Annotated in this window: 27 protein-coding genes; 23 read left to right on the top strand and 4 right to left on the bottom strand. The window is 62.5% G+C overall.

Annotated features, from left to right (window positions below; all coding sequences use genetic code 11):
* Window positions 1-4: 4 nt before the first annotated feature.
* From LDN70_RS13130 to LDN70_RS13100, 7 genes are all read left to right on the top strand, one after another.
* On the top strand, window positions 5-1,006 hold the full coding sequence (locus LDN70_RS13130; RefSeq protein ID WP_166840214.1) for a tetratricopeptide repeat protein: 1,002 nt from the start codon (window positions 5-7) through the stop codon (window positions 1,004-1,006).
* The gene (locus LDN70_RS13125; RefSeq protein WP_166840216.1) at window positions 1,006-2,106 is read left to right on the top strand and encodes an NADH:flavin oxidoreductase/NADH oxidase; all 1,101 of its coding nucleotides are present in this window, start codon (window positions 1,006-1,008) and stop codon (window positions 2,104-2,106) included. Before LDN70_RS13130 ends, LDN70_RS13125 begins: the two co-directional genes overlap by 1 nt.
* Before the next feature lie 41 nt (window positions 2,107-2,147).
* Window positions 2,148-3,050: an ABC transporter ATP-binding protein gene (locus LDN70_RS13120; RefSeq protein WP_142938669.1), complete on the top strand. Its 903-nt coding sequence runs from the start codon at window positions 2,148-2,150 to the stop codon at window positions 3,048-3,050.
* Window positions 3,032-4,603: a transporter gene (locus LDN70_RS13115; RefSeq protein WP_223940505.1), complete on the top strand. Its 1,572-nt coding sequence runs from the start codon at window positions 3,032-3,034 to the stop codon at window positions 4,601-4,603. Before LDN70_RS13120 ends, LDN70_RS13115 begins: the two co-directional genes overlap by 19 nt.
* Window positions 4,604-4,689: 86 nt before the next feature.
* Window positions 4,690-5,472: a glucosamine-6-phosphate deaminase gene (nagB, locus tag LDN70_RS13110; RefSeq protein WP_142938671.1), complete on the top strand. Its 783-nt coding sequence runs from the start codon at window positions 4,690-4,692 to the stop codon at window positions 5,470-5,472.
* An 8-nt stretch (window positions 5,473-5,480) separates the two neighbouring features.
* Window positions 5,481-5,819 (top strand): DUF3039 domain-containing protein, encoded by a 339-nt coding sequence (locus LDN70_RS13105; RefSeq protein ID WP_142938704.1) that lies wholly within the window; start codon window positions 5,481-5,483, stop codon window positions 5,817-5,819.
* Between the two features lie 109 nt (window positions 5,820-5,928).
* Window positions 5,929-7,704, top strand: a complete 1,776-nt coding sequence (locus LDN70_RS13100) for a DEAD/DEAH box helicase (protein ID WP_142938672.1) — start codon at window positions 5,929-5,931, stop codon at window positions 7,702-7,704.
* 76 nt (window positions 7,705-7,780) lie between these two features.
* Here LDN70_RS13100 and LDN70_RS13095 read toward each other — a convergent pair whose 3' ends face one another.
* A complete protein-coding gene (locus LDN70_RS13095; RefSeq protein ID WP_223940504.1) occupies window positions 7,781-8,407 on the bottom strand; it encodes an isochorismatase family protein in 627 nt (208 codons plus the stop codon).
* Window positions 8,407-9,696, bottom strand: a complete 1,290-nt coding sequence (locus LDN70_RS13090) for a nicotinate phosphoribosyltransferase (protein WP_208096082.1) — start codon at window positions 9,694-9,696, stop codon at window positions 8,407-8,409. Before LDN70_RS13090 ends, LDN70_RS13095 begins: the two co-directional genes overlap by 1 nt.
* Before the next feature lie 76 nt (window positions 9,697-9,772).
* Between LDN70_RS13090 and clpS the strand changes: the two genes are divergently transcribed.
* The 6 genes from clpS (at window position 9,773) to rdgB (ending at window position 14,106) form a co-directional block, all read left to right on the top strand.
* Window positions 9,773-10,135, top strand: coding sequence for an ATP-dependent Clp protease adapter ClpS (gene clpS, locus LDN70_RS13085; RefSeq protein ID WP_024817261.1), 363 nt, complete (start codon window positions 9,773-9,775; stop codon window positions 10,133-10,135).
* Window positions 10,128-10,694 carry a DUF2017 domain-containing protein gene (locus tag LDN70_RS13080; RefSeq protein ID WP_223940503.1) on the top strand — a complete coding sequence of 189 codons (567 nt, stop codon included), beginning with the start codon at window positions 10,128-10,130 and terminating at the stop codon, window positions 10,692-10,694. Before clpS ends, LDN70_RS13080 begins: the two co-directional genes overlap by 8 nt.
* A 64-nt stretch (window positions 10,695-10,758) precedes the next feature.
* Complete coding sequence (gene murI / locus LDN70_RS13075) at window positions 10,759-11,829, top strand: glutamate racemase (RefSeq protein ID WP_223940502.1); 1,071 nt, start codon at window positions 10,759-10,761, stop codon at window positions 11,827-11,829.
* On the top strand, window positions 11,826-12,623 hold the full coding sequence (locus LDN70_RS13070) for an MBL fold metallo-hydrolase (RefSeq protein WP_142938677.1): 798 nt from the start codon (window positions 11,826-11,828) through the stop codon (window positions 12,621-12,623). The genes murI and LDN70_RS13070 overlap by 4 nt, the downstream gene beginning before the upstream one ends.
* A 65-nt stretch (window positions 12,624-12,688) precedes the next feature.
* Window positions 12,689-13,447 carry a ribonuclease PH gene (gene rph, locus LDN70_RS13065; protein WP_011775233.1) on the top strand — a complete coding sequence of 253 codons (759 nt, stop codon included), beginning with the start codon at window positions 12,689-12,691 and terminating at the stop codon, window positions 13,445-13,447.
* The gene (gene rdgB, locus LDN70_RS13060; RefSeq protein WP_223940501.1) at window positions 13,444-14,106 is read left to right on the top strand and encodes an RdgB/HAM1 family non-canonical purine NTP pyrophosphatase; all 663 of its coding nucleotides are present in this window, start codon (window positions 13,444-13,446) and stop codon (window positions 14,104-14,106) included. Before rph ends, rdgB begins: the two co-directional genes overlap by 4 nt.
* A gap of 69 nt (window positions 14,107-14,175) precedes the next feature.
* On the opposite strand, the gene LDN70_RS13055 is transcribed toward rdgB, so the two are convergent.
* Window positions 14,176-14,937, bottom strand: a complete 762-nt coding sequence (locus LDN70_RS13055; protein ID WP_187697156.1) for a DedA family protein — start codon at window positions 14,935-14,937, stop codon at window positions 14,176-14,178.
* 130 nt (window positions 14,938-15,067) lie between these two features.
* Here LDN70_RS13055 and LDN70_RS13050 point away from each other — a divergent pair, with 130 nt between their 5' ends.
* From LDN70_RS13050 to LDN70_RS13030, 5 genes are all read left to right on the top strand, one after another.
* The gene (locus LDN70_RS13050) at window positions 15,068-15,469 is read left to right on the top strand and encodes a GntR family transcriptional regulator (RefSeq protein ID WP_223940500.1); all 402 of its coding nucleotides are present in this window, start codon (window positions 15,068-15,070) and stop codon (window positions 15,467-15,469) included.
* On the top strand, window positions 15,466-16,404 hold the full coding sequence (locus LDN70_RS13045; RefSeq protein WP_142938681.1) for an ABC transporter ATP-binding protein: 939 nt from the start codon (window positions 15,466-15,468) through the stop codon (window positions 16,402-16,404). Before LDN70_RS13050 ends, LDN70_RS13045 begins: the two co-directional genes overlap by 4 nt.
* Entirely contained in the window at window positions 16,401-17,087 is a 687-nt protein-coding gene (locus LDN70_RS13040; protein ID WP_223940499.1) for a hypothetical protein, read from the top strand. Before LDN70_RS13045 ends, LDN70_RS13040 begins: the two co-directional genes overlap by 4 nt.
* 96 nt (window positions 17,088-17,183) lie before the next feature.
* Complete coding sequence (locus LDN70_RS13035; protein ID WP_223940498.1) at window positions 17,184-18,194, top strand: 3'-5' exonuclease; 1,011 nt, start codon at window positions 17,184-17,186, stop codon at window positions 18,192-18,194.
* 78 nt (window positions 18,195-18,272) lie between these two features.
* Window positions 18,273-18,860, top strand: coding sequence for a DUF4395 domain-containing protein (locus LDN70_RS13030; protein ID WP_223940497.1), 588 nt, complete (start codon window positions 18,273-18,275; stop codon window positions 18,858-18,860).
* Between the two features lie 7 nt (window positions 18,861-18,867).
* Here LDN70_RS13030 and LDN70_RS13025 read toward each other — a convergent pair whose 3' ends face one another.
* Complete coding sequence (locus LDN70_RS13025) at window positions 18,868-19,938, bottom strand: ADP-ribosylglycohydrolase family protein (protein WP_142938684.1); 1,071 nt, start codon at window positions 19,936-19,938, stop codon at window positions 18,868-18,870.
* Window positions 19,939-20,015: 77 nt separating this feature from the next.
* On the opposite strand from LDN70_RS13025, the gene LDN70_RS13020 reads away from it, so the two are divergent.
* The 5 genes from LDN70_RS13020 to LDN70_RS13000 all read left to right on the top strand — a co-directional run bounded on the left by LDN70_RS13020 (window position 20,016) and on the right by LDN70_RS13000 (window position 26,121).
* Entirely contained in the window at window positions 20,016-20,375 is a 360-nt protein-coding gene (locus LDN70_RS13020) for a YidH family protein (protein WP_286198858.1), read from the top strand.
* Window positions 20,376-20,377: 2 nt separating this feature from the next.
* Window positions 20,378-20,722, top strand: a complete 345-nt coding sequence (locus LDN70_RS13015; protein ID WP_142938686.1) for a DUF202 domain-containing protein — start codon at window positions 20,378-20,380, stop codon at window positions 20,720-20,722.
* Window positions 20,723-20,882: 160 nt separating this feature from the next.
* Window positions 20,883-21,815, top strand: a complete 933-nt coding sequence (locus tag LDN70_RS13010) for an aquaporin (protein ID WP_223940495.1) — start codon at window positions 20,883-20,885, stop codon at window positions 21,813-21,815.
* Window positions 21,816-21,883: 68 nt separating this feature from the next.
* Window positions 21,884-23,074 (top strand): exonuclease SbcCD subunit D, encoded by a 1,191-nt coding sequence (locus tag LDN70_RS13005; RefSeq protein WP_223940494.1) that lies wholly within the window; start codon window positions 21,884-21,886, stop codon window positions 23,072-23,074.
* The gene (locus LDN70_RS13000) at window positions 23,071-26,121 is read left to right on the top strand and encodes an AAA family ATPase (protein ID WP_223940493.1); all 3,051 of its coding nucleotides are present in this window, start codon (window positions 23,071-23,073) and stop codon (window positions 26,119-26,121) included. The genes LDN70_RS13005 and LDN70_RS13000 overlap by 4 nt, the downstream gene beginning before the upstream one ends.
* The last annotated feature ends 53 nt before the right edge of the window (window positions 26,122-26,174 follow it).

Below are 26,174 nucleotides of genomic sequence, written 5' to 3'. Positions count from 1 at the left end.
CGGTATGAGTTCGCCCGGATACCGACCCACTCCAGCCGCTGCCAGCCAGCTCAATCTTCGCGGTGCCGTCGACCTATCGTCGCTGCGCCGCCCGGCCGCCCCGCCGGCGTCTTCCCCCTCCGCTTCGGCGGGCGGCGGATCGCCCGCGGCCGGCGCGCCCCAAGGGGGCGAAAACGGCAAAGCACCACTCCGAGTGGATGCCACCGAAACAAATTTCCAGGATCTGGTGCAATTGTCTGCGCAGATCCCCGTGCTTTTCCTTCTTTGGTCGCGCTACGCACCGGAGTCCCCGGCCGTTCTCGAAGCAGCCGAACGCGTTGTGGAAACCTACGGTGGCCGGCTGGTGCTTGCCGCTGCCGATGTTGATACTTTCCCCCAGCTGGCGCAGGCCTTCCAGGTTCAGGCCGTTCCCACAGCTGTTGCTGTGGTCAAAGGACAGCCTGTACCGCTTTTCCAGGGACCTGCCGATGATGAACAGATCCGCAACCTGGTGGAGGAACTTCTAAAGGTCGCTGCAGCCAACGGAGTCACCGGCAGCATAGGTGAGGCTGATGAGTCAGGTGAGGACCCGGAGCCCGCACCGCTCCCGCCGCTGCACCAGGCAGCCATTGATGCGATCGAGGCCGGCGACTATGCGGGGGCCATAGCGGCCTACAAGCAGGCGCTTCTCGAACAACCCGCAGACACCGACGCCAAAGCGGGTCTGGTGCAGGTGGAGCTGATGGCAAGGCTGGAAAAGCTCTCCGCGCCTGAGGCTGAAAGCCTCCGCCACCTCGCCGCAACAGAACCCGACAACATTCAGGCTCAGTTGACGGTTGCTGACCTCGACATTTCCGGCGGCCACATCGATGACGCCTTCAATCGCATCATCAGCTTTATCGGCAGGAATTTCGGTCCGGAGCGCGAGACGGCCCGGGTACGCCTCCTGGAGCTATTCGAGGTGGTAGGGACACAGGACGAGCGCGTGGCTAAGGCCCGCCAAGGACTCGCGAGGGTCCTCTTCTAGTGCCGTCCGCGCTGTTCACGCCGCTGCAGCTGCGTGCACTCACCGTTGCACACCGCGGCTGGGTATCGCCCATGTGCCAGTACAGTTGCCACCCGGAGACCGGAGAAGGTGTCCCGCACGACTGGCACTTGATGCACCTGGGTTCTTTTGCAGCCGGTGGTGCCGCATTAATCCTTACCGAGGCAGCTGCAGTGAACGCGGCGGGCAGGATCAGCCCGCTGGACGCCGGTTTGTATTCCGATAACCAGGCCGCGGGGTGGGAACGGATTGTGGACTTTGTCCACCGGCATGGCGCCGTCGATGCCAAGATCGGTGTCCAGCTGGCCCATGCCGGGCGCAAGGCGTCCACCTACTGGCCGTTTTCCGAACGCTCCGGCTCTGTTCCGGAAAGCGACGGCGGTTGGCTCACGGTAGGGCCCGGCAGCGCTCCTTTTGACGGCTATGCTTCGCCCAGAATGATGAGCGAAGAGGATATCCAAGCCGTGGTGACCGACTACGCCGCTGCTGCCAAGCGCGCGGTGGCCGTGGGTTTTGACACCGTGGAGATCCATGGTGCCCACGGGTACCTCCTTCACCAGTTCCAAAGCCCGCTCATCAACACCCGGACAGACGCTTGGGGCGGCAGCGAGGAACGGCGCAACCGGCTGATGCTCGCGGTGGTGGACGCGGTCAGGGAAGTCATCCCGGATTCGATGCCGCTGCTGCTCCGTATCTCGGCGTCGGACTGGGCCGAGGGCGGGGTTGATGTGGAGGCCTCAGTGCGTTTGGCTCGCGCCGCTGCTGAACGTGGCGTTGACTTGGTGGACGTCTCCAGTGGCGGCGCGGTTGCGCATCAACAGATCAGGGCCGTGCCAGGTTACCAGGCAGGGTTCGCCCAGCAGTTAAAGAACGACGCCGGGGTCCTCACCGGTGCGGTTGGTTTGTTGACGAGTCCTACGCAGGCGGAGGACATTGTGGCCAACGGGAGGGCTGATGCGGTGTTCATGGCCCGTGCCGCGTTGCGTGATCCGCACTGGTGGCTGAGGGCCGCCTACGAATTAGGCCATGACATTGCGTGGGTCCCGCAGTACCAGCGGGCCGTTCCCCGCCACGGCTTCTAGGACCTCCTCCAGGTTTCCGCCTGCAAGGTTAGGCTGGGTTCATGACGGAACCACGCCATGAACCCATGCCCACATTCGAGCCGCCACGAGCTGCCGCGCCGCCACAAGCTGCCGAGCCGCCACAAGCTGCCGAGCCACCGCAGGTGGCCGCTCACCCGATGCCCTCGGAGGACTCGCCCGGGAGCGAGCCACTGGCTGCGCTGTCCATTCGGGGCCTGGCCAAACGATTCGGCGAGAAAATCGCCGTCGACGGCGTGAGCCTGGAAGTCCCTGCCGGATCCTTCTACGGGATGGTCGGGCCTAACGGTGCAGGAAAGACCACCACGTTGTCCATGGCCACCGGACTGCTGCGGCCGGACTTTGGCACAGCCTTGATCCACGGGGTTGACGTCTGGTCGCGGCCGCTGGAGGCCAAGAAGCTCATGGGCGTCCTGCCTGATGGCGTGCGCCTGTTTGATCGGCTGACCGGCGAACAGCTGGTGACGTACTCGGGTCTGCTCCGCGGTATGGACCGTGAAGTGGTGGGCTCCCGGGTGCCTGAATTGCTGGCTGCCCTGGATCTCCAAGCGGACGCCGGCAAATTGGTTGTGGACTACTCGGCAGGTATGACCAAGAAAATTGCCTTGGCCTCAGCGCTGATCCATGCTCCGCGTCTGCTTGTCCTTGACGAGCCCTTTGAGTCGGTGGATCCTGTGTCGGCCGCCAATATCAGGGGCATCCTTGAGGGGTATGTTGCTTCCGGCGGTACGGTCATCGTTTCGAGCCACGTCATGGATCTTGTGCAGCGCATGTGCAGCCACGTAGCAGTTGTGGCTGGTGGGCGTGTTTTGGCCGCGGGCTCCGTGGACGAGGTCCGCGATGGTTCCACGTTGGAGGAACGCTTCGTCCAGTTGGTGGGCGGCGGACACCGGACGGAGGGCTTGGAATGGTTGCGCACCTTCTAAACCTCAAGTGGCGCCTGCTCCTGAACGGGTTCAAGCGCAGCCCGTGGCAGCTGGTAGGCATGGCGTTGGGGCTCGTTTATGCATTGGGATTGCTGGTCCTCCTGGTTGGAGGCCTCATAGCGCTGCGGTGGGCTGATCCGGAGATCGCCCACACTGTAGTGGTATTGGGTGGAGCGGCCGCTGTCCTGGGTTGGGCCATCATTCCGCTTATTGCTTCGGCCGCGGACATGACCTTGGACCCTGCCCGGTTCACCACCTTTGCCATACCGCCTAGACAACTCTTGACCGGCCTTGCCCTCGCGGGCTTCATCGGTATTCCCGGTCTGGCCACTTTGCTGGCTGCGCTCGGGACGGTAGGGACCTGGTGGCGTAGTTTTCCAGCGGTGGCAGGTGCCTTGTTGGGTGCGGTTCTGGGTGCCATAACGTGCATCGTCCTGTCCAAAGTAGTCACGACGGCGACTGCCGGCCTTGCGGCGTCGCGGCGTTTCAAAGATGCCAGCAGCATTATTGTGTTCATTCCGCTGGTGTTGCTGGGCCCCATCATGATGGGAATTATTGACGGCGTTCGCGGAAGTGCTGATTACCTCCCCGTGTTGGCCAGGGCTGTTTCCTGGACGCCGCTGGGTGCAGCGTGGTCTCTGGGCGGAGACCTCGAATCAGGCAATGTGGCCGCCGCGGGGCTCAAGTTGCTCATTGCGGCAGCAACCATCGTCGCCCTGCTCCTGTGCTGGCATGTTCTGCTGCAGCGGGCGTTGGTGACGCCTCCGTACTCCGGAGGGTCAGCAAAGAAGGGTGGAAAACTTGGACTGTTCGGTCTTCTTCCCGCAACACCGGCAGGTGCAGTTGCTGCCCGGGCTCTGGTCTATTGGATGAAGGATCCGCGGTACGCGGCATCCCTGGTTATTGTTCCCCTGTTTCCTGTCATCTTTTTCTTCAGCGGCTCACAGAGCGGCAGTTACGGCATGCTCATGATCCTGGGGCCGCTGACGGCCTTTGTGATGGCCTGGTCGATTTGCGCTGATGTCTCGTACGACAACACAGCTTTTGCGCTTCACCTCGCAGCAGGTGTCCGTGGCATCGATGACCGCCTGGGCCGGGCGTTGGCTTGCCTGGCACTTTCCCTTCCGGTGGTGCTGGTGTTCACCGTAGGGCCGCTTTTTGTCACCGGTGACTGGCAATGGCTGCCCAATCTCTTGGGCTTGTCGTTGGGCACGCTCTTGACCGGGCTGGGGCTTTCATCCGTGATTTCAGCGCGTTACAACATCGCCGTGCCCTTGCCGGGGGACAGCCCGTTCAAGAAACCCCCGGGAAATGTCGCCCAGACCCTCGCAGTTCAGGCAGTTGGTATGGGTCTTTTGGCCCTTCTATTGGTTCCGGAGCTTGCGCTGGTGGCTGTTCAGGCGTTCACTGGAGGTTCGGAAGCTGGATGGATCAACTTGGCAGTAGGTCCGGTACTGGGCGTTATCCTGTTCGTGGTGGGCGTCCGCCTTGGTGGAAAGTGGTTGGACGCCAGAGGGCCGGAGATGTTCGCCCAGCTCAGCGCAAACCGATAACCACGTAACAACCGTGCCCGTAGGTGGGACATGGGATAACGTCTTTGTCAGATAGCTCGACGACCACAAGTAGAAAGGCCGTGACGATGGAAGTTGTCATTCTCCCTGGCACTAAACAGATCGGTGCACTTGCAGCCGATGCCATCGAAGCGCTGGTCCGCCGTAAGCCCAACGCTGTACTGGGTCTGGCAACGGGTTCGTCCCCTCTGCCCATTTACGACGAGTTGGCCAGCCGTTACGAGGCCGGGGGATTGGACTTCAGCCAGGCGCATGGATTCGCGCTGGACGAATACGTGGGGCTTGAAGCGGGACATCCCGAGTCCTACCGCGAGGTAATCCGGCGCGAGTTCACCAACCGCGTGAATATCAAGCCGGAAAACGTCCATGGACCCGACGGCGCAGCCGGGGACCTTGAGGCAGCATGCCAGGCCTATGAGGATGCCATCAAAGCCGTGGGCGGAGTGGATCTCCAGATCCTGGGTGTGGGGACAGACGGGCACATTGGCTTCAACGAGCCTGGGTCCTCCCTGGCATCCCGGACGCGCATCAAGACGCTGATCGAGCAGACCCGGAAGGACAACGCCCGCTTCTTCGACAGCATCGACGACGTGCCCCACCACGTAGTCACCCAGGGACTGGGAACCATCATGGACGCCCGGCATGTGGTGTTGGTCGCAACAGGGGCGCAGAAAGCCCAGGCTGTGCGTGATTTCGTGGAGGGACCTGTAGCTGCAATTTGTGCAGCATCAATCCTTCAGATGCACCCGCACGCCACGATTTTGGTGGATGAGGCAGCCGCGTCATCGCTGAAACTGGCTGATTATTATCGGCACACTTACGACAACAAGCCGGAGTGGCAGGGACTGTAGACGGTAAGATGTTTGGCATGACTACGCTTCCTCCGGATCCATTCGAAAACGACCCCATGCGAGAGCTTTCCGGAGCCGGAACGTCCACTGCCACCATTGAGCGCGAGGAAACGCGCCAGGAAGTGGAACCCGGCGACCGCGAGCGGTTTTCGCACTACGTCCGCAAGGAAAAGATCATGGAGTCGGCCCTGAGCGGTGAGCCAGTCATTGCCCTCTGCGGCAAAGTCTGGACACCGGGGCGCGATCCCAAAAAGTTCCCGGTCTGCCCGGAGTGCAAGGAGATTTACGACGGCCTCCGACCCGGCAACGACGGTGGAAACAACGGCGGCCCGGGCAACTCCAAGTAGTGGGTGGGAAGAGAACACCGGCCCTATCTGATCATCTCCTGCCCGTCAGCTTTGGCGTGCCCGGAAATCCGGAAATGATCATCGCTGCCATCAGCCCGGGGGAGCCAGCATGACAGAAACACTATTTGGTGGACCGTCCCTGCCTCCGGCGTACCCGGAACGTGCTGCGTGGGGTACAGCGCCCAAGCTCCGTGCGTGGCAGCAGGAGGCACTTGACCTCTACATGAACCGCAATCCCAAGGACTTCCTCGCCGTGGCAACCCCCGGCGCCGGTAAGACCACCTTTGCCCTTCGCATCGCCACCACGCTGCTGGATAGTGGGGTGGTCAACAGGATCACCATCGTGGCACCTACGGACCACTTGAAACGTCAGTGGGCGGATGCCGCAGCCAAAGTGGGAATCGCCATTGATCCAAACTTCAAGAATTCCGATGGCCAGCATGGTCGTGGCTTCGTGGGCGTTGCCGTCACGTACGCACAGGTAGCCAGCAAGCCCATGCTGCATCGGGCGAAAACTGAAGCGGCACGCACTTTGGTGATCCTGGACGAAATCCACCACGGCGGCGAAGCTTTATCGTGGGGCGATGGCCTGCGCGAGGCCTTTGATCCGGCCGCCAGGCGCCTGTCACTGACAGGTACTCCGTTCCGCTCGGATACCTCGCCGATTCCCTTTGTTGACTACGCTGAGGACCGGGACGGCATCCGGCGTTCCAAAGCCGATTACACGTACGGCTATGGCAATGCGCTGCGGGACCACGTAGTGCGCCCCGTACTTTTCATGGCGTATTCGGGCCAGATGCGGTGGCGTACCAGTGCAGGTGACGAGATGGCTGCCTCGCTGGGTGAAGCTGCTGTCACCAAGGACATCACCTCCCAGGCCTGGCGCACGGCGTTGAACCCCACCGGCGAGTGGATTCCTGCCGTCCTGGCTGCGGCGGATAAGCGCCTCAGCGAGGTCCGGAGGACGGTGCCGGACGCCGGTGGCCTGGTCATTGCCACAGACCACGAGGACGCCCGGGCCTACGCGGGCCAGCTCAGGAAGATCACGGGCCAGTCGCCCACGGTGATCCTTTCGGACGACTCCAAGGCTTCGAGCAAGATCGAGGAATTCTCCGCGGGTGAACAGCGCTGGATGGTTGCTGTCCGCATGGTGTCCGAAGGCGTTGACGTGCCGCGGCTGTCGGTGGGCGTCTATGCCACCTCCACCTCCACACCTCTGTTCTTCGCTCAGGCCGTGGGGCGTTTTGTGCGTGCCCGCAAGAGGGGCGAGACGGCGTCGGTCTTCCTGCCCTCCGTGCCGCCGCTGATGATTCTCGCCAACACCATGGAGGCAGAGCGGGACCACGCGTTGGACCGCCCGGAGAAGGACGAGGACGGCCTCTTCAATCCCGAAGAGAACCTCATGGCAGAGGCCAATCGGGAAGACAAAGCGTCGGACGAGCTCACCAAAGGCAAGTTCGAGGCTCTGGATTCCCAAGCGTCATTTGACCGCGTCCTTTTTGACGGTGGTGAGTTTGGCACGGGAGCGGACATCGGTTCCGATGATGAATTGGACTTCCTTGGCATTCCCGGGCTCCTGGACGCAGAGCAAGTGGGCACACTGCTGCGCCAACGCCAGCACGATCAGCAGTCCCGCAAGAAACGCCAGTCACCGCTGGCGGCTGCGGCCGCGCCGGCTGTGCCTGACCACCGGATGCTCATGGACCTGCGCAACGAGCTGGCCAAAAACGTGGCTGCCTGGGCTGCCCGTACCGGCACGCCCCATGGTGTGGTTCACACCAAACTGCGTGAAGTGTGTGGTGGCCCGGCTGTCGCCCAAGCGAACGAGGAGCAGCTGCAGGCCCGCCTGCGCAAGCTTCAGGACTGGTTCATCGGCAGGAAGTAGCTGGAACCACTAGCAGCTGAAACAGGGAAGGGCGCCGCGGTTGCGGCGCCCTTCCCTGTTTCCAGGAATTCACGAATCAGTCGCGTTCGACTTCCACTCCGGCGGCTTCCATTTCGTCATAGGCATCGCTGAGGTCATCGGCGATTCCTGCCGTGAGCCCGGCAATCACCGTGGTGGTGTATCCGGCCTGGACCGCATCCAGCGCCGTAGCCTTCACGCAGTAGTCCGTGGCAAGTCCTACCACCACCACTTCCTCGACGTCGTGGCTTTGGAGCCAATCGTCGAGTCCGATCGCGTCTTCGTCGAGGACCTCCACCGTGGCTGCTCCGGCTTTGAGGTCGCCGGTGGGGACGTCGTCTTCGGGAGCCAGGACGCCCTCGAAGCCGGAGTAGGCCGCGGTGAATTGACCTTTCCGGAAGTAGGCATGGATGTACTCGGGATCCAGGTCTTTGTGTAGCTCGGCACCTTTACTCCTGGCCCTGCAATGCGGAGGCCAGGAATCCACCATGTCCGGGTTATCTGAGAAGTGGTCGCCGGGCTCGACGTGCCAATCCTGAGTGGCCACGATGTGATCGAAATGCTGTTGGTTGGCGTCCATGTATTCGGTGATGGCACTTGCAACGGCGGCGCCACCTTCAACAGCAAGCGTTCCGCCCTCGCAGAAGTCATTTTGAACATCGACGATAATCAGGGCCCTGGACATCAGTTCTCCTCGTAGATGGTGGGAATGGCAGCTTCGCCTCGCTGGAGTCGGTTCACGACGGCGGGCAGCTCGGCCATGGTGGCAGCGTGCCGTTCCCGGGCGCGGATGACACCTTCGGGTCCGGTCCACCCGGGCAACACCTCACCGTTCTTGACGAACTGGTGAAGCAGTTCGCGGTCGTTGCCGTCATCTTCGGGGCGGTGGCCGATCCCCACGACTTCCTGGGTGGCCCGCCCGCGCTCGTTGAGCTTCCGCAGGGCGTATTTGCGACCTCCGACGCTTGCCTTGTTCTTGGCGGCCTTGGCTACCGAGATGAACTCGCCGGCATCGTTGGTGCGGCTGACGAGTTTGTAGACCATGCTGGCCGTCGGAGCACCGGATCCGGTGACCAACGACGTTCCAACACCGTAGGAGTCCACCGGGGCGGACTGCAGGGCGGCGATGGCGAATTCGTCGAGGTCGGAGGTGACCACAATGCGGGTGTTGACGTTGCCGAGGTCATCAAGAAGTTGCCGGACCCACTGTGCTTGCGCAATGAGGTCGCCGGAGTCCAGGCGGACGGCGCCGAGTTTATCGCCGGCCAGCTCGACGGCGGTACGCACCGCGGTCTCGACGTCGTAAGTGTCTACCAAGAGGGATGTACCGGGGCCGAACGCTGCGATCTGTGCCTCGAATGCTTCACGCTCGGTGTCATGAAGGAGCGTAAAGGAGTGCGCTGCCGTGCCGACGGTCCTGATACCGTACCGCCGTCCGGCTTCGAGGTTGGACGTGCTGGCGAAGCCGGCAATCACGGCGGCGCGGGCTGCCGCCGTCGCCGATTCCTCCTGGGTGCGCCGGGAACCCATCTCGATGCAAGGGCGTGTGCCGGCTGCCGAGGTCATCCTCGAGGCCGCCGAAGCAATGGCGCTGTCGTGATTGAGGACCGACAGGATGAAGGTTTCCAGGATGCAGGCTTCGGCGAACGTGGATTCGACAATGAGGATGGGGGAGTTGGGGAAGTAGGCGTCACCTTCGGCGTAGCCCCAGATGTCGCCGCTGAACTTGTAGTCGGCCAGGTAGTCCAGGGTCTCCTGGTTGACCACTTTGTTTTGCTCAAGGAATGCGAGCTCGGCGTCGCCGAACCGGAAGTCCGCTATGCCCTCCAAAAGGCGTCCCGTGCCGCCTACCACGCCATACCGGCGGCCATCCGGCAGTCGCCGGGCGAATGCTTCGAACACCGAGCGGCGGTGCGCGGCGCCCGAGTGCAAGGCTGCCTGAAGCATGGTCAGTTCGTAGTGGTCTGTGTACAAGGAAGTTGCGGGGTGGTCCCACGACGAGGCTCTACTCACGAATTCACTCTAGTGCGAGCCGCCCTAGAATGGACAGATGAGCCCTAGCGTTGCGTACGGCACGGACATCGATGAGCGGACCAAAGCTGCAGAGCAGTCCTCCACCGATGTCCTGACAGCCCCTGATATCCCGTGGAACCTTGTGATCTGGAACGATCCCGTGAATCTGATGAGCTACGTGAGCTTTGTGTTCCAGAGTTACTTCGGCTACTCCGAATCCAAAGCCCACAAGCTCATGATGGAGGTCCATAAGAAGGGCCGGTCCATTGTTGCCCATGGCAGCAAGGAACAAGTGGAGCAGCATGCCGTAGCCATGCACGGCTTTGGCTTGTGGGCCACGGTTGAAAAGGCCGCGAGCGGCAACGAGACACCCGGGAAGGGCGGCCGCCAGCGTGGCTAAGGCATTCAAGTACGGACTCAAGGGCATCAGCGGATACCTGGAGCCCGCGGAGCGTGACCTCCTGCGGGGATTGCTGGACGACGTCATTTCCATGCTGGAGTCGGACGCCCGGGAGAACGAGGATCCGCTGGCTGCGCTGATCGGCCTGGATATGGACGTCCAGCAGCCCAGCGACCGCGCCCTGCTGCGTCTCTTACCGAACGTCATGAAGGACGACGACGACGGCTCGCTGGAATTCCGCCAACTCACCGAACGCTCTGTCCGGGAAAACAAAATCGGTGCCCTGAGGGCTGCGGCTTTGGGCCTGGACAAGAACGACCTCGTTTTGACCCCCGAGGACGCGACCCGCTGGTCCATGGCGCTGAACGATGTCCGGCTCGTGCTGGCCGAACGCCTGGATATTCGCGATGAAGCCGATGCCGAGCACATCCACAGCATGCAGGACTGGAGCCAGGCAGAGGACGTGGAGAGCTACCTGGCCCTCGTCTACAACTTCACCACCTGGCTTCAGGAGTCTTTGGTGCAGGCGATGATGGCTGCACGACAGGCGAAATCCTGATCCGGGTGGCGGGATGCTCCTCACACCGTGTGACACATCAGACACGAGGCGGAGAGCACAGGTAATGGCCGCACACCACGGGAAGCCTTATTCTCGAATAATTATGACTTCAGATTCGGGCTCACCCATCGGCGCGTTGGGCAGTAATGCCCCCATTGGCAATGGGGAACTCCTAGGGACACGGCCGATCGGCATCTTTGATTCAGGCGTGGGCGGGCTGACTGTTGCACGGTCCATCATTGACCAGCTCCCCAACGAATCAATCCTTTACGTGGGCGATACCGCTAACGGCCCCTACGGTCCGCTGCCTATTGCCGAAGTTCGCGCGAACGCGCTGGGCGTCATGGACGAACTCGTGGATTCGGGCGTTAAGTTGCTGACCATTGCGTGCAACTCGGCCTCCGCCGCGGTGCTCCGCGATGCCAGGGAACGCTATACCGCCCGCTATGGCATCCCGGTGATCGAAGTGATCCAGCCGGCAGTCCGGCGCGCTGTCTCGGCCACCCGTTCCGGCAAGATTGGTGTTATTGGAACCTCGGCCACCGTGGGTTCGAGAGCCTATGAGGACACTTTTGCTGCCGCCCCGGACCTTAGCATCACGTCCGTGGCCTGCCCGGCATTCGTGGAGTTCGTGGAAGCCGGAATCACCACGGGCCCCGAGCTCCTGGCTGCTGCCAATGAGTACCTCGAGCCCCTCAGAGTCGCCGGAGTGGACACTGTTGTCCTTGGCTGCACCCACTACCCGCTGCTGACTGGTGTCATTTCATTCGTCATGGGGGAGGACGTCACGCTGGTTTCCAGTGCCGAGGAGACGGCCAAAGACGTCTACCGCGCGTTGGCCAACCACGGCATTCAGCGGACAGAGACGCGGGCACCGAGCCACGAATTCATAGCTACCGGTGATGCTACCCAATTCGAGACTCTGGCCCGCCGCTTCCTGGGGCCGGAAGTCCTCTCCGTAAAGCATGTGGACCACGTCGCGGCCCAGTACCCCACAGGCAGCCTGGCTCGAATAACTCCCGAGATGCTCGAAGCAGCACGGTCCGGATCCGGGCTCTCCCGCCGCTCGTACTTCGTCCAGCCCGAAGAGACGCTCAGTCGCGGCACCGGAACAACCATGGGACGTGACCTGTGAAGCTGACCATCGTGGGCTGCACGGGCTCGTTCCCCGGCCCTGGCTCGCCGGCGTCGTGCTATCTGGTGACAGCGCACGACGGTGAGCGCGAGTGGAAGATCGTGATGGACCTGGGCAGCGGAGCTTTGGGTGCCATCCAGCGCTATACGGATCTGGAAGACATCGACGCGATCTTCCTCACGCACTTGCATCCTGATCACTGCATGGACCTCTGCGGCCTTCACGTAGCGGTTCGTTGGAAGCCGGGCGGCTGGGGCAGGGATCGCCTGCCGGTGTGGGGACCTGCAGCCACTGCGGACAGGATGGCCACCGCCTACGGGCTGGATCTCGATCCCGGCATGCACGAGGAATTCGACTTTACCAACTGGACCGAGCTCAAGCCGGTGACGGTGGGTCCCTTCACCGTGACCCCTTTCGCCGTCAACCACCCCGTTGAAGAGGCCTATGCCTTGCGCGTCACCGCTACGGAACCGGGCAAGGACGGCCTTCCCGTCACCAAGGTCCTGACCTATTCGGGGGATACGGATTCCTGCCAGGGACTCGAGGACGCCGCGAGGGGCTCGGACTTGTTCCTGTGCGAGGCGGCATTCGAGGAAGGCAGGGATGACGGCATCAAGGACGTCCACCTCACGGGCAAGCGTGCAGGTGAGGCTGCCATGAATGCCGGTGCCAAGCGACTCCTCCTCACGCACATCCCTGTATGGACCTCGCAGACCAAAGTGTTGTCCGAAGCTAAACCGGTCTTCACCGGTGACGTGGCAGTGGCGGTTGCCGGAGTCCACTACACGATCTAGCCTCACGCCATCTTCAGCCCTACCCGGCGTCGGGGTGGTGCCGTCAGCTTGGCTAAGCTTGAACCATGACTTCTGAAGCTACAGCCACTCCCGTCATCCGCGCCGATGGCCGGACCCCCGATCAACTGCGACCCATCAGCATCACCCGCGGCTGGTCGAAGCAGGCCGAGGGCTCGGCACTGATCGAATTCGGCAACACCCGGGTTCTGTGCACCGCTTCCCTGACTGAAGGTGTGCCCCGTTGGCTCAAGGGCGAAGGCCGCGGATGGGTCACGGCCGAGTACGCCATGCTGCCGCGCGCCACAAACACCCGTTCGGACCGTGAATCCGTCAAGGGCAAGATCGGTGGGCGCACGCATGAGATCTCGCGCCTCATTGGCCGCTCGCTGCGCTCCATCATCGACACCAAGGCACTGGGCGAAAACACGATCGTTCTGGACTGTGATGTCCTGCAGGCCGACGGTGGCACACGCACCGCCGCGATCACCGGCGCATACGTGGCGCTGGCGGAAGCTATCCGCTTTGCCCGGGAGAACAAGCTCATTGCCCGCAACGCGGAGCCCCTGGTGGACACCATTGCGGCAGTGTCCGTGGGCATCATCGACGGCGTTCCCATGCTGGATCTGCCGTATGTGGAAGACGTTCGCGCGGAGACGGACATGAATGTTGTGGTGACCGGTTCGGGGAAGTTCGTGGAAGTTCAGGGCACTGCGGAAGGCGCTCCGTTCGATCGCGACGAGCTCAACGCCCTGTTGGACCTCGCACTGCTGGGCACCACCCAGTTGTCCGCCATCCAGCGCGAGACGCTGGCCGAAGCCCCGTGAGCAGCGCACAGGCCTCTGGTGCTCCACGCCTCGTCCTGGCAACACACAACAAGGGCAAGCTGAAGGAACTCCGGGAACTGTTGCGGGGCCAGGTGCCGGGTCTCGACGTCGACACCCAAGTGGTGGACGCCGCTGCGGCAGGTGCCCCGGATGTTGCCGAAACCGGTGTCACCTTTGCTGAGAATTCCCTCCTCAAGGCCAGAGCGGTGGCGGAGGCGACCGGCCTGGTGGCCATCGCCGACGATTCGGGATTGGCCGTTGATGTCCTGGGCGGGGCTCCGGGTATTTTCTCGGCGCGATGGTCCGGCACGCATGGTGATGACATCGGCAACCTGAACTTGTTGCTGGCACAGCTCTCCGATGTTCCGGACGCTTTCCGCTCAGCTGCGTTTGTATGCGCAGCTGCATTGGCGGTGCCGGGTCCGGACGGAATTGCCCAGGAGACGGTGGAGTACGGCCAGTTGGAAGGGACGTTGCTGCGTGAACCCCGTGGCGAAGGTGGCTTCGGCTATGACCCCATACTGCAGCCGGCCGGGATGAACCGCAGCTGTGCGGAATTGAGCTCGGAGGAGAAGAACGCCATCAGCCACCGTGGACAGGCGTTCCGTGCACTGCTTCCCGCGATCGTCGCGGCGTTGTCCGGGCCCAACGCCACGTAGCTTCTTCCCCTACGCGAAAAGGCACCCCGCTGTTGCGGGGTGCCTTTTGTGTTTCAGGGTTCAGGGAGCTTAGTGCTCGCTGTGCTTGCCGCCCTCGTGTTCGTCGATGAATTCCTCCACAGGGTCCGTGCCTTCGGCAGCGGCCCGGCGCTTGGCCATGAATCCACGCCCGATCTCAATGAAGATCGGGATGACTGAGATCAGGACGATGACGATGAAGATGATGTCGATGTTGTTTCCAACCCACTCAAACTGGCCAAGCCATGCGCCGAGCAGGGTAACGCCGCCGCCCCACAGGACGGCACCGATGACGTTGAAGAGGAAGAACTTACGCTTGTCCATCTGAGCCACGCCCACGATCACCGGCACGAACGTGCGGATGATGGGCACGAAGCGCGCCAGAATCAAGGCCTTGCCGCCGTGCTTTTCGAAGAATGCGTGGGCGCTCTCCACGTTTTCCTTCTTGAAAAGCCTGGAATCCGGCTTATTAAAGATGGCAGGGCCGGCCTTGGACCCAATGAGATAGCCGGTCTGGTTGCCAATGATCGCGGCCACGATGATCATGCCGCACATGGCCCAAAGATTGAACTCGATGGCACCCGTGGAGACCAGGAGTCCCGCCGTGAACAGCATCGAGTCGCCGGGAAGGAAGAACCCCACCAGGAGGCCCGTTTCTGCGAACACAATGGCGCAGACCAGAAGGACCACCCACGGCCCCAGGGGTGAATCACGGAGGAAGACGTCGGGGTTCAACCAGTCCGGCAGGAACGAAGCCATAGGCGGCTGTACCGGGCCCGCGCCCCCGAAAGTGGATACGGCAAGGTCGCTTATCGCAGAGAAGATCACCCATCAAGCCTACTTGACGGCCGTCGTCGTATTTTTCCCGGGGACCTCTTGACACTAGGTCTGTCAGTTGTATGGTTGGTTACATGAGTAATGAACCAATGAGGCGGTGGAGCTCATGATCGATGACAGCAAGCCGATCTTCTTGCAGATCGCCGAACTCATCGAGAACGGCATCGTGGACGGCACCATGGCAGAGGAATCCCAGGTGCCCTCCACCAATGAGTTCGCGGCCTTCCACCGCATCAACCCAGCAACCGCCGCCAAAGGCGTGAACGTGCTGGTGGATTCGGGAATTCTCTACAAACGCAGGGGGATAGGGATGTTCGTCGCCACAGGAGCCCGCGCCCAGCTGATAGCGCGCCGCACCGAAGAGTTTGTTGAGCAGTACGTCAAGCCGCTGGCAGTGGAGGCCCGGAAGCTGGGCATTTCGGCAGAGCAGCTGAACACCATGATCGAACGCAATTCCGGGCTGGCCCCGGACACCGGGACAGACAAGGAAAGGAGCGCGGCCCTGTGAACGAGACCATCATCGAGGCCCGTCATCTGGTCAAGCATTACAAGGAACTCAACGCGCTGGACAACGTCAATCTGAGCCTGACGGCCAACCGCATCTACGGATTGCTTGGGCGCAACGGCGCAGGTAAGACCACCTTGATGTCCATTCTGACCGCGCAGGCCTTTGCCACGTCCGGTGAAGCGCTCGTCTTCGGCGCCAGCGCCTACGAGAACGACGCCGTGTTGTCCCGGATCTGCTTCATCCGGGAATCGCAGAAGTATCCTGAGGACTTCCATCCGCAGCACGCCTTCCGCTCCGCCGCACTTTTCTACAAGAACTGGGACCAGGACTTCGCTGACCGCCTGGCAGAAGATTTCCAGCTTCCCCTCAAGCGAAGGATCAAGAAACTCTCCCGCGGCCAGTTGTCCGCGGTGGGAGTCATCATCGGCCTCGCCTCGCGCGCCGAGCTGACGTTCTTCGATGAGCCCTACCTCGGCCTTGACGCCGTGGCCCGCCAACTGTTCTACGACCGCCTCGTGGAAGATTATGCAGAACACCCGCGGACCATCATCCTGTCCTCCCACCTGATCGACGAGGTAGCGAACCTCCTGGAACATGTTGTGGTCATTGACAGGGGACGGATCATCATGGACGCCGACGCCGAAGAAATCCGGGGTTCGGCTGTGACTGTCTCGGGCTCCGCCGAAAAGGTGGACACGTTCCTGGCCGGCCGGAAGATCCTGCATCGCGAAACCCTCGGTTCCCTGGCATCAGTGACTGTGGATGAGGCGCTGGGCAGCCGCGATCGTGCCGAAGCGCAGGAGTTGGGCCTGGAGCTCTCGCCCGTCTCCCTGCAGCAGCTGGTAGTCCGCAAGACCATGGCGGGACCGGGAGCCACCGGAGCCGCGTCAAAAACAAACGATTTCGCCGATGACACGTTGGAGGCAAGGCGATGAGCAGGACCGTAGCAGTTGCCCGGATGCAGCTGATCAACAAGTGGACATACATCGGATGGCCCTTGACCATCCTGGCGGCATCGTTCCTGATGTCGATCGCCATCTTCGCGCTGATCCCAGTCACCGAAGGAAAAAACGGTGGCGGAAGCCAGGCACCCCTGTGGTACTTCCTGGTCCTCGGCATCCAAAGCATGACCTTGGTCTTCCCGTTTTCGCAGGGTCTGAGCATCAGCCGGAGGGCCTTCTACCTGGGGACCCTGGGCCTGTTCTCCCTCATTGCCCTGGGGATGACGGCGCTTTACCTGATCGGTGGCGTCATTGAGAAGGCAACCACCGGCTGGGGAGTATATGGGTACTTCTTCAACATTCCATGGGTAACCGAGGGCCCCTTGTACTCCACCGCAGCATTCTTCTTCGTGGTCATGATGTTCATGTTTATTGTCGGATTCTGGTTCGCCACCATTTTCAAGCGCTGGGGAACCACAGGCACCCTCATCTCAACCCTGGGCACGGGGTTGGTCCTGATTGGCCTGGCAGCTTTGGCAACATTGGCCGAATGGTGGGGGTACGTGGGCAACTGGTTTGCCCAACAGTCGCCCCTGAGCATCAGCGGATGGACGGCGCTCCTTTGCGTAGTCCTCGCAGCAGGTTCCTATGCAACCCTGCGCAGGGCCACTCCATAGAGGCCCAAATGTCACGTTGACCACAATGCAGGCCGGAAGGGCCGCCCCGCCGTGCAAATCGGCAAGGGCGGCCTTTTTCGGCTGTAATCTTGTCCAGTGGCATTGGACTTTACGGCGATCGACTTTGAAACAGCCAACGGCTTCCGGGGGTCGCCGTGTTCGGTGGGCCTCAGCAAAGTCCGTGGCGGCGTCGTGGTGGAGGAAGCCTCCTGGCTCATGCGCCCGCCGGAGAACCATGATCATTTCGAGTTCCACAACACCCGAATCCACGGGATCCGTGCCGAAGACGTGGCGGGGCGCCCCCGCTTCGGTGAACTCTTCCCGGAAATCGGCGCCTTCATTGGCAACGACGTACTCGCCGCCCACAATGCAGCCTTCGACCTCGGCGTGATTCGCTCAGGACTGGAAGTCTCCGGCCTTGCCGGACCCGCTTACGACTATGTGTGCACGGTCATGCTCTCCCGCCGCTGCTATTCACTGGTTTCAAATTCCCTGCCTTACGCCGCCGAGGAAGCCGGGGTTCCCTTGGTCAACCACCACGACGCCGCGGAAGATGCCCGCGCTTGCGCCGGCATTCTGGTGGACATTGCCAGGCGGAACAACGCCAACAGCATCGCCGAACTCTACCTATCCCTCGGCCTGAACCTGCCACAGCAACCCGCCTTCGATCCCGCGCATGGCCTCTCCAAGGCGACCATGTCCGCGCTCGCGGCACGGACCCGAAGCGCCGCCGAACGTACGCTCGAACGCGCACTGGGCGTTGCAGGAAGCTTCCAGGCCTGGCCGGAGGAGGGACCCAACCCGTTGCCCAACCCTTCCGCTGAACCCGGACATCCGCTTTTCGGGCAGACCGTGGTGTTCACGGGCGACCTCGCCATCACCAGGCCGGAGGCGAAGTCACGGGCCGCGGACATGGGAGCACGTCCCGAAAGCCGGGTAACAGCGCGGACTACTGTGCTGATAGTTGGTGACGGTTTCGTGGCAGGTGACTTGCGCGCAGGCCGCCTCACAGGCAAGGCCAAGCGCGTCCTGGAGCTGCACGCCAAGGGCCAGCAAATCGAGGTTGTCTCCGAAGGTGAATTCCTGCAGATGGTGGGCGGCGCATAGCTTCCAACCACGCGGTCAGCAGTTCATACTGCGCAACAAAGCTATCCGCTGGGAGAGCCGCACTCCTAGCCTTGGGGCATGGCCAAACCAGTCCTTCCCCAAGCACCCGCTCGCCAGCCTGCCGCTGCGGCTACTTCTGCTGGCGCTGCTACTTCTGACGGCGCTGCTCAACGCGGCGGGGTGGACTGGCGGGCAGTTTTTGCTTTCCCCAACCCGGTTAACGAGTACGCCGCCCGGATCACGGCCGGCTTGGTGGTGGCGGTGGCCGTCGCCACCCTCTTGACCGGCTGGGCTTGGGGGCTGGTGGCTCTGGCTGTGGGCTTCTGGCTCCGTGTGTTGTTCGGTCCGCGGATCTCCCCGCTCGCACTTCTGTCAGTGAAGGTGTTGGCACCCCGGCTTGGACACGCCAAGCTCGTTGCCGGTCCACCAAAGCGTTTCGCGCAAGGCATCGGCGCCGCCTTGACGAGTGCCGCCGTCGTGCTGTTTTTCACCGGTTTCCAGCCCGCCGCCTGGATCCTGCTGACGCTGCTGATCGTGGCGGCTTCGCTGGAAGCATTCGTGGGCTTCTGCCTCGGATGCGCGATCTTTGGCTTCCTGCAGCGCCGCGGCCTTATCCCTGAGGACGTGTGCGAAGCCTGCAACAACGTCACGCTCCGCAAGGCGTAGCCACTACCTACCCGGTGGTGACGGCAAGCAATCTGTCCGCCATACCGCGAATGACTTCCGGGGCCTCCAGCGCCTCCAGCCAATCGGCCGGCAAGCATGCCAGACCATAGTAGGCGCCCAGGATGTTCCCGGTTATGGACCCTGTGGAGTCACTGTCGCCACTGTGATTGATGGCCACGGCGATTGCGTTGCGGAAGTGCTCTGCCGGCGTGCCGCCTTTGGTTGCCAGCACCGCGTAAAGCCCGACGGCGAGCGCTTCCTCGGCGATCCAACCCTCACCAAGTGCTGTGGTCAGTTCTTCCGGGTCCAGAGGGGCGGGCCGCAGGGACAACTGCAAGGCTCCTTCAAGACGCTCCACCAGTTCGGGTGCTTTGGTAGGAACGGCGTTGACGTAGTTGAGCGCCTCGGTTGCTGCGGTGCGGACGTCCATACCGGCCACGACGTTGTGGATCAGCAGGCTGAAGGCGGCTGCGCTGAGCCGTGCTGAAGGGTGTCCGTGCGTCAACGACGCGGCGTCCGAACTGAGCTTGTACACGGCTTCGCGTGAAATGTGGGGGATTAGTCCAAACGGGGCTGAACGCATCACGGTGCCACACCCTTTGGAGTCGGCATTGACCGGACGGGCCACCGTTCCCATAGTGCCCGTTGCCAAACCGCTGAGGCAGGCGTTACCGGGTGCGCGGCGGTGGCGCAGGACCTCCTGGGCATCGATCCACCGCGGTTGCGGCACGGGAGCGGCGGAGTCAACAGCAACGTCCTGGGTGGCGAGCCAACGCAGGTAGGCAAGCCATAGGCAGGCGATCTCGTCCGCAGCTACGCCATCGTTGGCCCATTCGAGTGCTTCCACCAGGCCGTCAACGGTGTACAGCGTCATTTGCGTGTCGTCCGAGAAGTGGCTGGCGCCGTCGAGCTGACCGAAAGTCTTCAGGCCCTCGGAACCATACCGTGCGCGGATCGCGGCGATGGAGTCGAACTCCACTGCGTAGCCAAGCGAATCACCCAGTGCCCCTCCCAAAAGTGACCCATGGACACGGGACTCGAAGGATGGATCAGCGGGCGATTTAGGTTCAACACTCATGCCAGTAACTTACCGTGCCGTGAGGCCCCGCTGGTATGGTGGGGAAGCTGCCCGGCACTGACAAAACTTGGAGAGACATGGCGCGTGAACCTCAGTGGCGACGGACAGGCAAGACACCCGACTACAGGTTTTCTCTCGCCAACGAACGTACTTTCCTCGCATGGATCCGCACATCCCTGGCACTGCTTGCCGGGGCGGTTGCCGTAGACCAGTTGGCCCCGAACATCGCGCCCACCCCGGTGCGGCTGGTTCTTTGTGTTTTGCTTGCCTTGGTTGGCGCGGGGTTGGCGGCACTTTCGTATCGTCGTTGGGGTCAGATGGAAGCGGCGATGCGCAACGATCAGGCGCTCCCGTTCTCCCGGGTCATGCTGTTCATGACCATCGTGGTTGCCGTGGCGGCCTTCGCTTTCGCGGTGCTGATTTTGGTGGCGCGGTAACTATGGAAGTCCGTGACCCCGGATTGCAGCCTGAGCGCACTATCTTGGCATGGCGCCGGACGCTGATCTCCCTGGTGGTGGTGGACTTGTTCATTTGGCGAAGCTGGCTGACGTCTGAGCCCTCAACCGGCCACCTCGTCGCGGGCCTTCCCGGGCTTGATTACCAAGGCATCTGCGCTCTCGTGGCGGCTGCAGCCACCATCGTGGTGGCGGCAGTGGTGTGGGTTCGCTCACGGCAACTCCACGCCGGCAACGGGGCTGCTTCGGCCCGGCTGGTCCGGGTCAGCATGTTGGCTGTGGTGGGGCTCGGTGCTACCGCGATCGCAGCGATCGCCTTGGGCGGATAAGCTCGGAGGCGGGATTCAGCTGGCGCCCAGACTCGGCTGACAAAATGCTCAGTGGCCTTGAGCTTGCATGACCCCTGCAGCGTCGGTGCCAAGCATCAGCGTCCGCCGCGACCGAAGCCGGCCATACCGGCATCCAGACCAACCGAAGGACTCCTTGGACATGACCTCTCCTGTACAGGCCCCACCTGAACCCCAACCGGGACTTGTTGCCCGGTTGTCGGCTGAAGCTTTGGGATCGATGTTCGTTGTGGTTGTCGCGGCGGGAGTCGGGATTTTCTCCAATCCTGGTGGTGCCCCCGTGCCTGTTGCCCTTGCAACCGGCCTTGCGGTGACAGTGGCCATGCTGGCCTTCGGCTATGTCTCGGGAGGCCACTTCAACCCTGTGATCACTGTGGGCAATCTGATCGCCGGTCGAGTCCGGGCCGTTGCGGCCTTGGGCTATGTAGCAGCGCAAATTATCGGCAGCGTGGTTGGTGCTGCCTTGATCTACTTTGTGGTGAGCACGGTGCCCGTCCTTACGGACGCGAGGGCCGCTTTTGACGTCGTTGCACCAGGTTATGGCGACCACGCTGCCGCCCAAACACAGCTCGCCGGGGTTCTGTTGGTCGAGGTCCTAGGTGCAGCTCTCATCGTGGCTGTGTTTCTTGGCGCGACCGCCGGCCGCCGCGCTGTTCCGGCTATGGCCCCCTTCGCCGTCGGCTTGGCTATGGCTGTCCTGCTCCAGCTCGGACAGGTACTGGGAAACCTTCCCTTCAACCCTGCGCGGGCAACAGCGCAGGCATTCTTCAGCTCGTCCTGGGCGCTTGAGGGTCTGTGGCTCTTCTGGGTGGCCCCGCTGATGGGCGCCGCGCTTGCAGGCCTTGCCTTCCGCGGCTTCCAAGGCCTCTCCACGACTGCCGTGGCGGCGCCTGGTGACATTCAAGGCGGCAGCGATGGCGTCAACGACTCTTTTGATGCCAACGATGAGCCGGACGAGGACACCGGGGCCAAGGACGCTGCTGCGGAAGCAGACGGTTCCCCTTCCCGCGCAGTGCCGGCCACGCCGGTCAATGATGACGCCCGGGACTTCTTCGACGGTAAAAAGGGCAAATAACCCTACGGGCTCGACGGCGGACGGCTCGCCTGCGCTTTATTGTCGGTGCCCCCGGTTAGCTTAAAAATATGCGGCTACTTCACACTTCCGATTGGCACCTTGGCCGGTCTTTCCACGGCGTTGGCATGCTCGATGCCCAGCGGAGCTTTGTGGACCAGTTGGTATCACTGGTGGAAGCCAAGTCCGTTGACGTCGTGCTGATTGCCGGGGACGTCTATGATCGTGCTTTGCCCGGATTGGATGTGGTCAAGCTGCTCGATGACGCACTGGTGCGCATCACGCAGGCAGGAGCCGCAGTGGTCCTGACCAGCGGCAACCACGACTCCGCGATCAGGCTGGGCTTCGCTTCCCGCTTGTTGGAACGCGGAGGCGTCCACCTCAGGACCAAGGTGGAGGAACTCGACGTACCGGTGCTTTTCCCGTTGGCAGACAAAGGGGCTGGCAAAGACGGCGTGGGGAACGGCCAGGTGGCGGTCTACGGCATCCCCTATCTTGAACCGCGGCTTGTGGCTGAGCGGTTGGGAGCTGAGAACGCCAACCATTTTGATGTGACCCTGGCCGGAGTGGAACGGATCCGGCGTGATGTTCAGGCGCGTCGTGCATCAGGACCGGTGTATCCGGTGGTCCTCGCGCATACCTTTGCCAGTGGGGGCATTACCTCGGAAAGCGAACGGGATCTGAGCGTTGGCGGCTTGGGCGCGGTTCCCCTGGATCTCTTTGAAGACTTCGCCTACACAGCTTTAGGTCACCTCCATGGGCGGCAGGAGCTGGCACCCAATGTCCGGTACTCCGGTTCTCCCTTGGCCTATTCGTTCTCGGAAGCCAAGCACCACAAGGGTGCCTGGCTGGTAGACCTCGACGCCAGCGGCGCGATCGCCGTTGACGAGGTCCTGTGGGAGGCTCCCAAAGCGTTGGCCACCTTGCGCGGAACGCTGGAGGAGCTATTGGGCGGTGAAGAGCACGCGTGGGCAGAGACAGCCTATTGCCAGATCACGCTGACGGACGCGCAACGTCCTGGGCAGGCCATGGAGAAGGTGCGCACACGTTTCCCGGACACCTTGGTCCTCTCCTTCGATCCCCAAGGTGGTCAGTCACGGCCCTCCACCAGTTACAGCAACCGCCTCGCCGCGGCAGAAGACGACCTCGGTGTCTGCTGCGGTTTCCTGGAACATGTACGGGAACGCGGTGCAAACGATGCAGAAGAAGCTGCCCTGACGGAAGCACTTGAAGCCGTCCGGCTGCAGGAGGCTGAGCTATGAGGATTCATCGTTTGGACATCGAAGCTTTCGGTCCGTTTGCAACACCCCAACACATTGACTTTGACCAGCTCAGTGCGCAGGGCCTTTTCCTCCTTAACGGCGCCACAGGCGCCGGCAAGACCAGCATTCTGGATGCCATCTGCTTCGCCCTGTACGGGTCCGTTCCCGGCGCCCGCCAGGAAGGCAAACGGCTCCGAAGCGATCATGCTGCGCCGGGTGCTGAGCCGCGGGTGGTGTGTGAATTCTCTGCGCGTGGCCGCCGTTTTGAAGTGACGCGCTCCCCGGCGTGGGACCGTCCAAGCGCCCGCGGCCGCAATGGATTCACTACCCAGCAGGCCAAGACCCTTCTCAGGGAACGCGTAGCCGGGAGCTGGGAGGAGAAGTCGTCCAGGAATGACGAGGTAGGGGCTGAGCTTTCGGACGTCCTGGGAATGGATCGGGAGCAGTTTACCCGTGTGGTGATGTTGCCACAGGGCGACTTTGCCGCTTTCCTGAGGTCCAAGGCCAACGACCGACTGGACCTGCTCCAAAAATTGTTCGGCACGCAGCGATTCGAAGCGGTGGAACGCCAGCTCCTGCAGCAAGCCGCCGATGCCGCCCGCGCTGTGCAGGATAATGCCTCCGAACTCCAGCAGCTACTTGACCGGGTCGCATCTGAGCATGACCATCTGGATCTTCCTGCAGCTGCTACTCCGGCTGCCGACAAGGAGCCAAACCAGAAGCCGGGGCAAGAGCCAACGCCGGAACCAGGCAAGGAACCGGAAGCTTGGCTGGCCGTCATGGAGGCTGAAATTCACTCTGAATGGCAGCGTCGGCAGGACGAGGCAGCGGAGGCAGAATCAGCGGCCACCCGCCTGCTGGAACAATTCCACGAGGCTCAGGAGAGGTCGCTCAGACATGGTCGGCTGGGCGCTGCGATGCAACGGCGGGTGTTGCTTGAACTGGCAGCGCCCCGAGCGCTGGAGAACAAGGAGACGCTGGGCAGACACCGGCGTGCCGCCGTTCTCAGCGGCCAGCTCGAAGCTGTCGATTCGACGGCGCGCAAACTCGAAGCCGCCGCAGCGCGGGCTGCCGGTGTGCGCGGGAAGCTTGGTGCAGCTGGCCTGGACGCCGCTACTACGGATGTAGCTTTGGAAGCCGTTAAAGCCGTCTGCGCAGTGGTTGAGGCACGGCTGCCCGATGAACAACGTCTGGAAGTCATCACGGCACGTTTGGCAACCATGCGTGGTGATATCGCCGAACAGCAGGCCGCTGCCGGCGCTTCGGCCGGTCTACTGGAACAGTTGCGCTCCGACGTGTCCACCGTGGAAGCAGAGATCCAGCCTCTGGAACCGTTGGCTGGCCAGCTCACGGAACTGGAGCGGGAGGCTGCTGGTGCCGCCGAGCTGGTAGGGATTGTGGCCCGCCACGCAACGGCCACCAACGAGTTGGACGGGATCACCCTGAAGCATCTTCAGGCTCGGACCGAATCGCAGGACCTCCGGCAGCAATGGCTTGATGTCCGTGAACTGCGTTTGGCCAACGCTGCGGGGGAGCTCGCTGCGGCGTTGGAAAGCGGTAAGCCGTGCGCCGTGTGCGGAAGTGAGGAACATCCCAACCCAGCCGAAGCCGTGCAAACGGCGCTCTCCCTCGCCCAGGAAGAGGAAGAAGCCAAGGATCGGTTTGAGGCCAGCGAAAAAGCCTTGGCGCTCCTCGCTGAGCAGCTCTCCTCCGCAGCGCAGGTGCTCGCCGGACTGGTGGCCCAGGGAGGTGCAGTGGATGCTGCTGAAGCAGAATCCAAGCGGGCGTCTGCCCAGGAGGCTGCCTCGACGGCTCGCAAGGCGGCGGTGACATTGGAGAAGCTTCGCGCCCGGCACGAGGCCCTCAGCAAGCGGATCGCCCTGGTGCAACAAGAACACGACGCTTCCGCGAACGCTGCGGCCCAGGGGTCTTCGGCAGCACAGCTGCTTCAGGAGCAGTGTGCTGCCCTTGAAGTAGAACTTGCCGGTTTGAAGGACGGCTTCCCCAGCCTTCGCGAGCGGCTGGAAGCACTCGTCGATGAGCGCGGGCTTCTGCAGGCGGCCGTGGATGCAGAGCGGGAACTGGAACAGGCACAACAAGCCTGCGAAGCCGCAGCCGCTTCCCTTGACAAAGCCTTGGTGGAATCCGGATTTGCTTCGGCTGACGAAGCCCGCCGGGAGATCCTCCCGCCCGCAGATGTGGTGGGCCTGGAAAAGGATCTGGCCGATTTCGAGGCCGAATCGTCCCGCTTGGATGAGCTGTTTGCCGGTGAGGACCTGATCCTTGCGGCCAAGGAAGCCAGCATCGGCGAACTCCCCTTGGCCGAAGCCGAGCTTGCCGAGGCGAAGCTTCTTGCTTCAAAGGCCGCCGATGACGCACGGGCCAAGGAATTGGCAGCCGGCCTTGCCGGCAAGTCAGCGGACGCTGTTGCCCGCCTGGGGAAGGAGTACCGGACCCTGGCCCAATCGGGAAGGGAACCTCGGCGCCGGGCACATATGCTCGCAGAATTGGCCGACACCGTAAGGGGCTCGGGTGATAACAACTACCGCATGAGTCTGAACACTTATGTCCTGGCGGCAAGGCTGGAACAGGTAGCCATTGCAGCCTCCGAGCGGCTCGTGGCCATGAGTGATGGCAGATACACCTTGCAGCATACGGACGCCAAGGCCGCCAGAGGCGCAAAGTCGGGCCTTGGGCTGGAAGTCGTGGATGAATGGACCGGTCAGCGGCGGGACACTTCCACGTTGTCGGGCGGTGAATCCTTCATGGCGTCATTATCCCTGGCGCTGGGCCTCGCCGATGTAGTGCAGCAGGAGGCCGGCGGAGTCGATATTGAGACGCTGTTTGTGGACGAGGGCTTCGGCAGCCTGGATGAGCAATCCCTGGAGCAAGTGATGGACGCCCTTGAGGGACTGCGCGACGGCGGCAGGGTAGTTGGCCTTGTCAGTCACGTCGCGGAGATGAAGCAACGGATCACCAACCAGCTGCAGGTGATCAAGGGCAGGCATGGTTCCAGCGTGCGGATTGCCGACGCTGTACCGGTCTGAGGCGTATCCGATAGACTTAACCCGTTACACCGGGTCGCGCGCATCGGGAGGAG

The organism is Arthrobacter sp. StoSoilB22 (assembly GCF_019977315.1).
GTDB lineage: Bacteria > Actinomycetota > Actinomycetes > Actinomycetales > Micrococcaceae > Arthrobacter.
Note: the sequence above shows the minus strand (reverse complement) of the source record. Positions and strands in the feature narration are given on the sequence as shown.

Bases quoted from the DNA above. Each gene is read 5' to 3' on its own strand.
- LDN70_RS13130 (WP_166840214.1), top strand. From the start codon at position 5: ATGAGTTCGCCCGGATACCGACCCACTCCAGCCGCTGCCAGCCAGCTC.
- LDN70_RS13120 (WP_142938669.1), top strand. From the start codon at position 2,148: ATGACGGAACCACGCCATGAACCCATGCCCACATTCGAGCCGCCACGA.
- LDN70_RS13115 (WP_223940505.1), top strand. From the start codon at position 3,032: ATGGTTGCGCACCTTCTAAACCTCAAGTGGCGCCTGCTCCTGAACGGG.
- nagB (WP_142938671.1), top strand. From the start codon at position 4,690: ATGGAAGTTGTCATTCTCCCTGGCACTAAACAGATCGGTGCACTTGCA.
- LDN70_RS13105 (WP_142938704.1), top strand. From the start codon at position 5,481: ATGTTTGGCATGACTACGCTTCCTCCGGATCCATTCGAAAACGACCCC.
- LDN70_RS13100 (WP_142938672.1), top strand. From the start codon at position 5,929: ATGACAGAAACACTATTTGGTGGACCGTCCCTGCCTCCGGCGTACCCG.
- LDN70_RS13095 (WP_223940504.1), bottom strand. From the start codon at position 8,407: ATGTCCAGGGCCCTGATTATCGTCGATGTTCAAAATGACTTCTGCGAG.
- clpS (WP_024817261.1), top strand. From the start codon at position 9,773: ATGAGCCCTAGCGTTGCGTACGGCACGGACATCGATGAGCGGACCAAA.
- murI (WP_223940502.1), top strand. From the start codon at position 10,759: ATGGCCGCACACCACGGGAAGCCTTATTCTCGAATAATTATGACTTCA.
- rph (WP_011775233.1), top strand. From the start codon at position 12,689: ATGACTTCTGAAGCTACAGCCACTCCCGTCATCCGCGCCGATGGCCGG.
- LDN70_RS13050 (WP_223940500.1), top strand. From the start codon at position 15,068: ATGATCGATGACAGCAAGCCGATCTTCTTGCAGATCGCCGAACTCATC.
- LDN70_RS13040 (WP_223940499.1), top strand. From the start codon at position 16,401: ATGAGCAGGACCGTAGCAGTTGCCCGGATGCAGCTGATCAACAAGTGG.
- LDN70_RS13030 (WP_223940497.1), top strand. From the start codon at position 18,273: ATGGCCAAACCAGTCCTTCCCCAAGCACCCGCTCGCCAGCCTGCCGCT.
- LDN70_RS13025 (WP_142938684.1), bottom strand. From the start codon at position 19,938: ATGAGTGTTGAACCTAAATCGCCCGCTGATCCATCCTTCGAGTCCCGT.
- LDN70_RS13020 (WP_286198858.1), top strand. From the start codon at position 20,016: ATGGCGCGTGAACCTCAGTGGCGACGGACAGGCAAGACACCCGACTAC.
- LDN70_RS13015 (WP_142938686.1), top strand. From the start codon at position 20,378: ATGGAAGTCCGTGACCCCGGATTGCAGCCTGAGCGCACTATCTTGGCA.
- LDN70_RS13010 (WP_223940495.1), top strand. From the start codon at position 20,883: ATGACCTCTCCTGTACAGGCCCCACCTGAACCCCAACCGGGACTTGTT.
- LDN70_RS13005 (WP_223940494.1), top strand. From the start codon at position 21,884: ATGCGGCTACTTCACACTTCCGATTGGCACCTTGGCCGGTCTTTCCAC.
- LDN70_RS13000 (WP_223940493.1), top strand. From the start codon at position 23,071: ATGAGGATTCATCGTTTGGACATCGAAGCTTTCGGTCCGTTTGCAACA.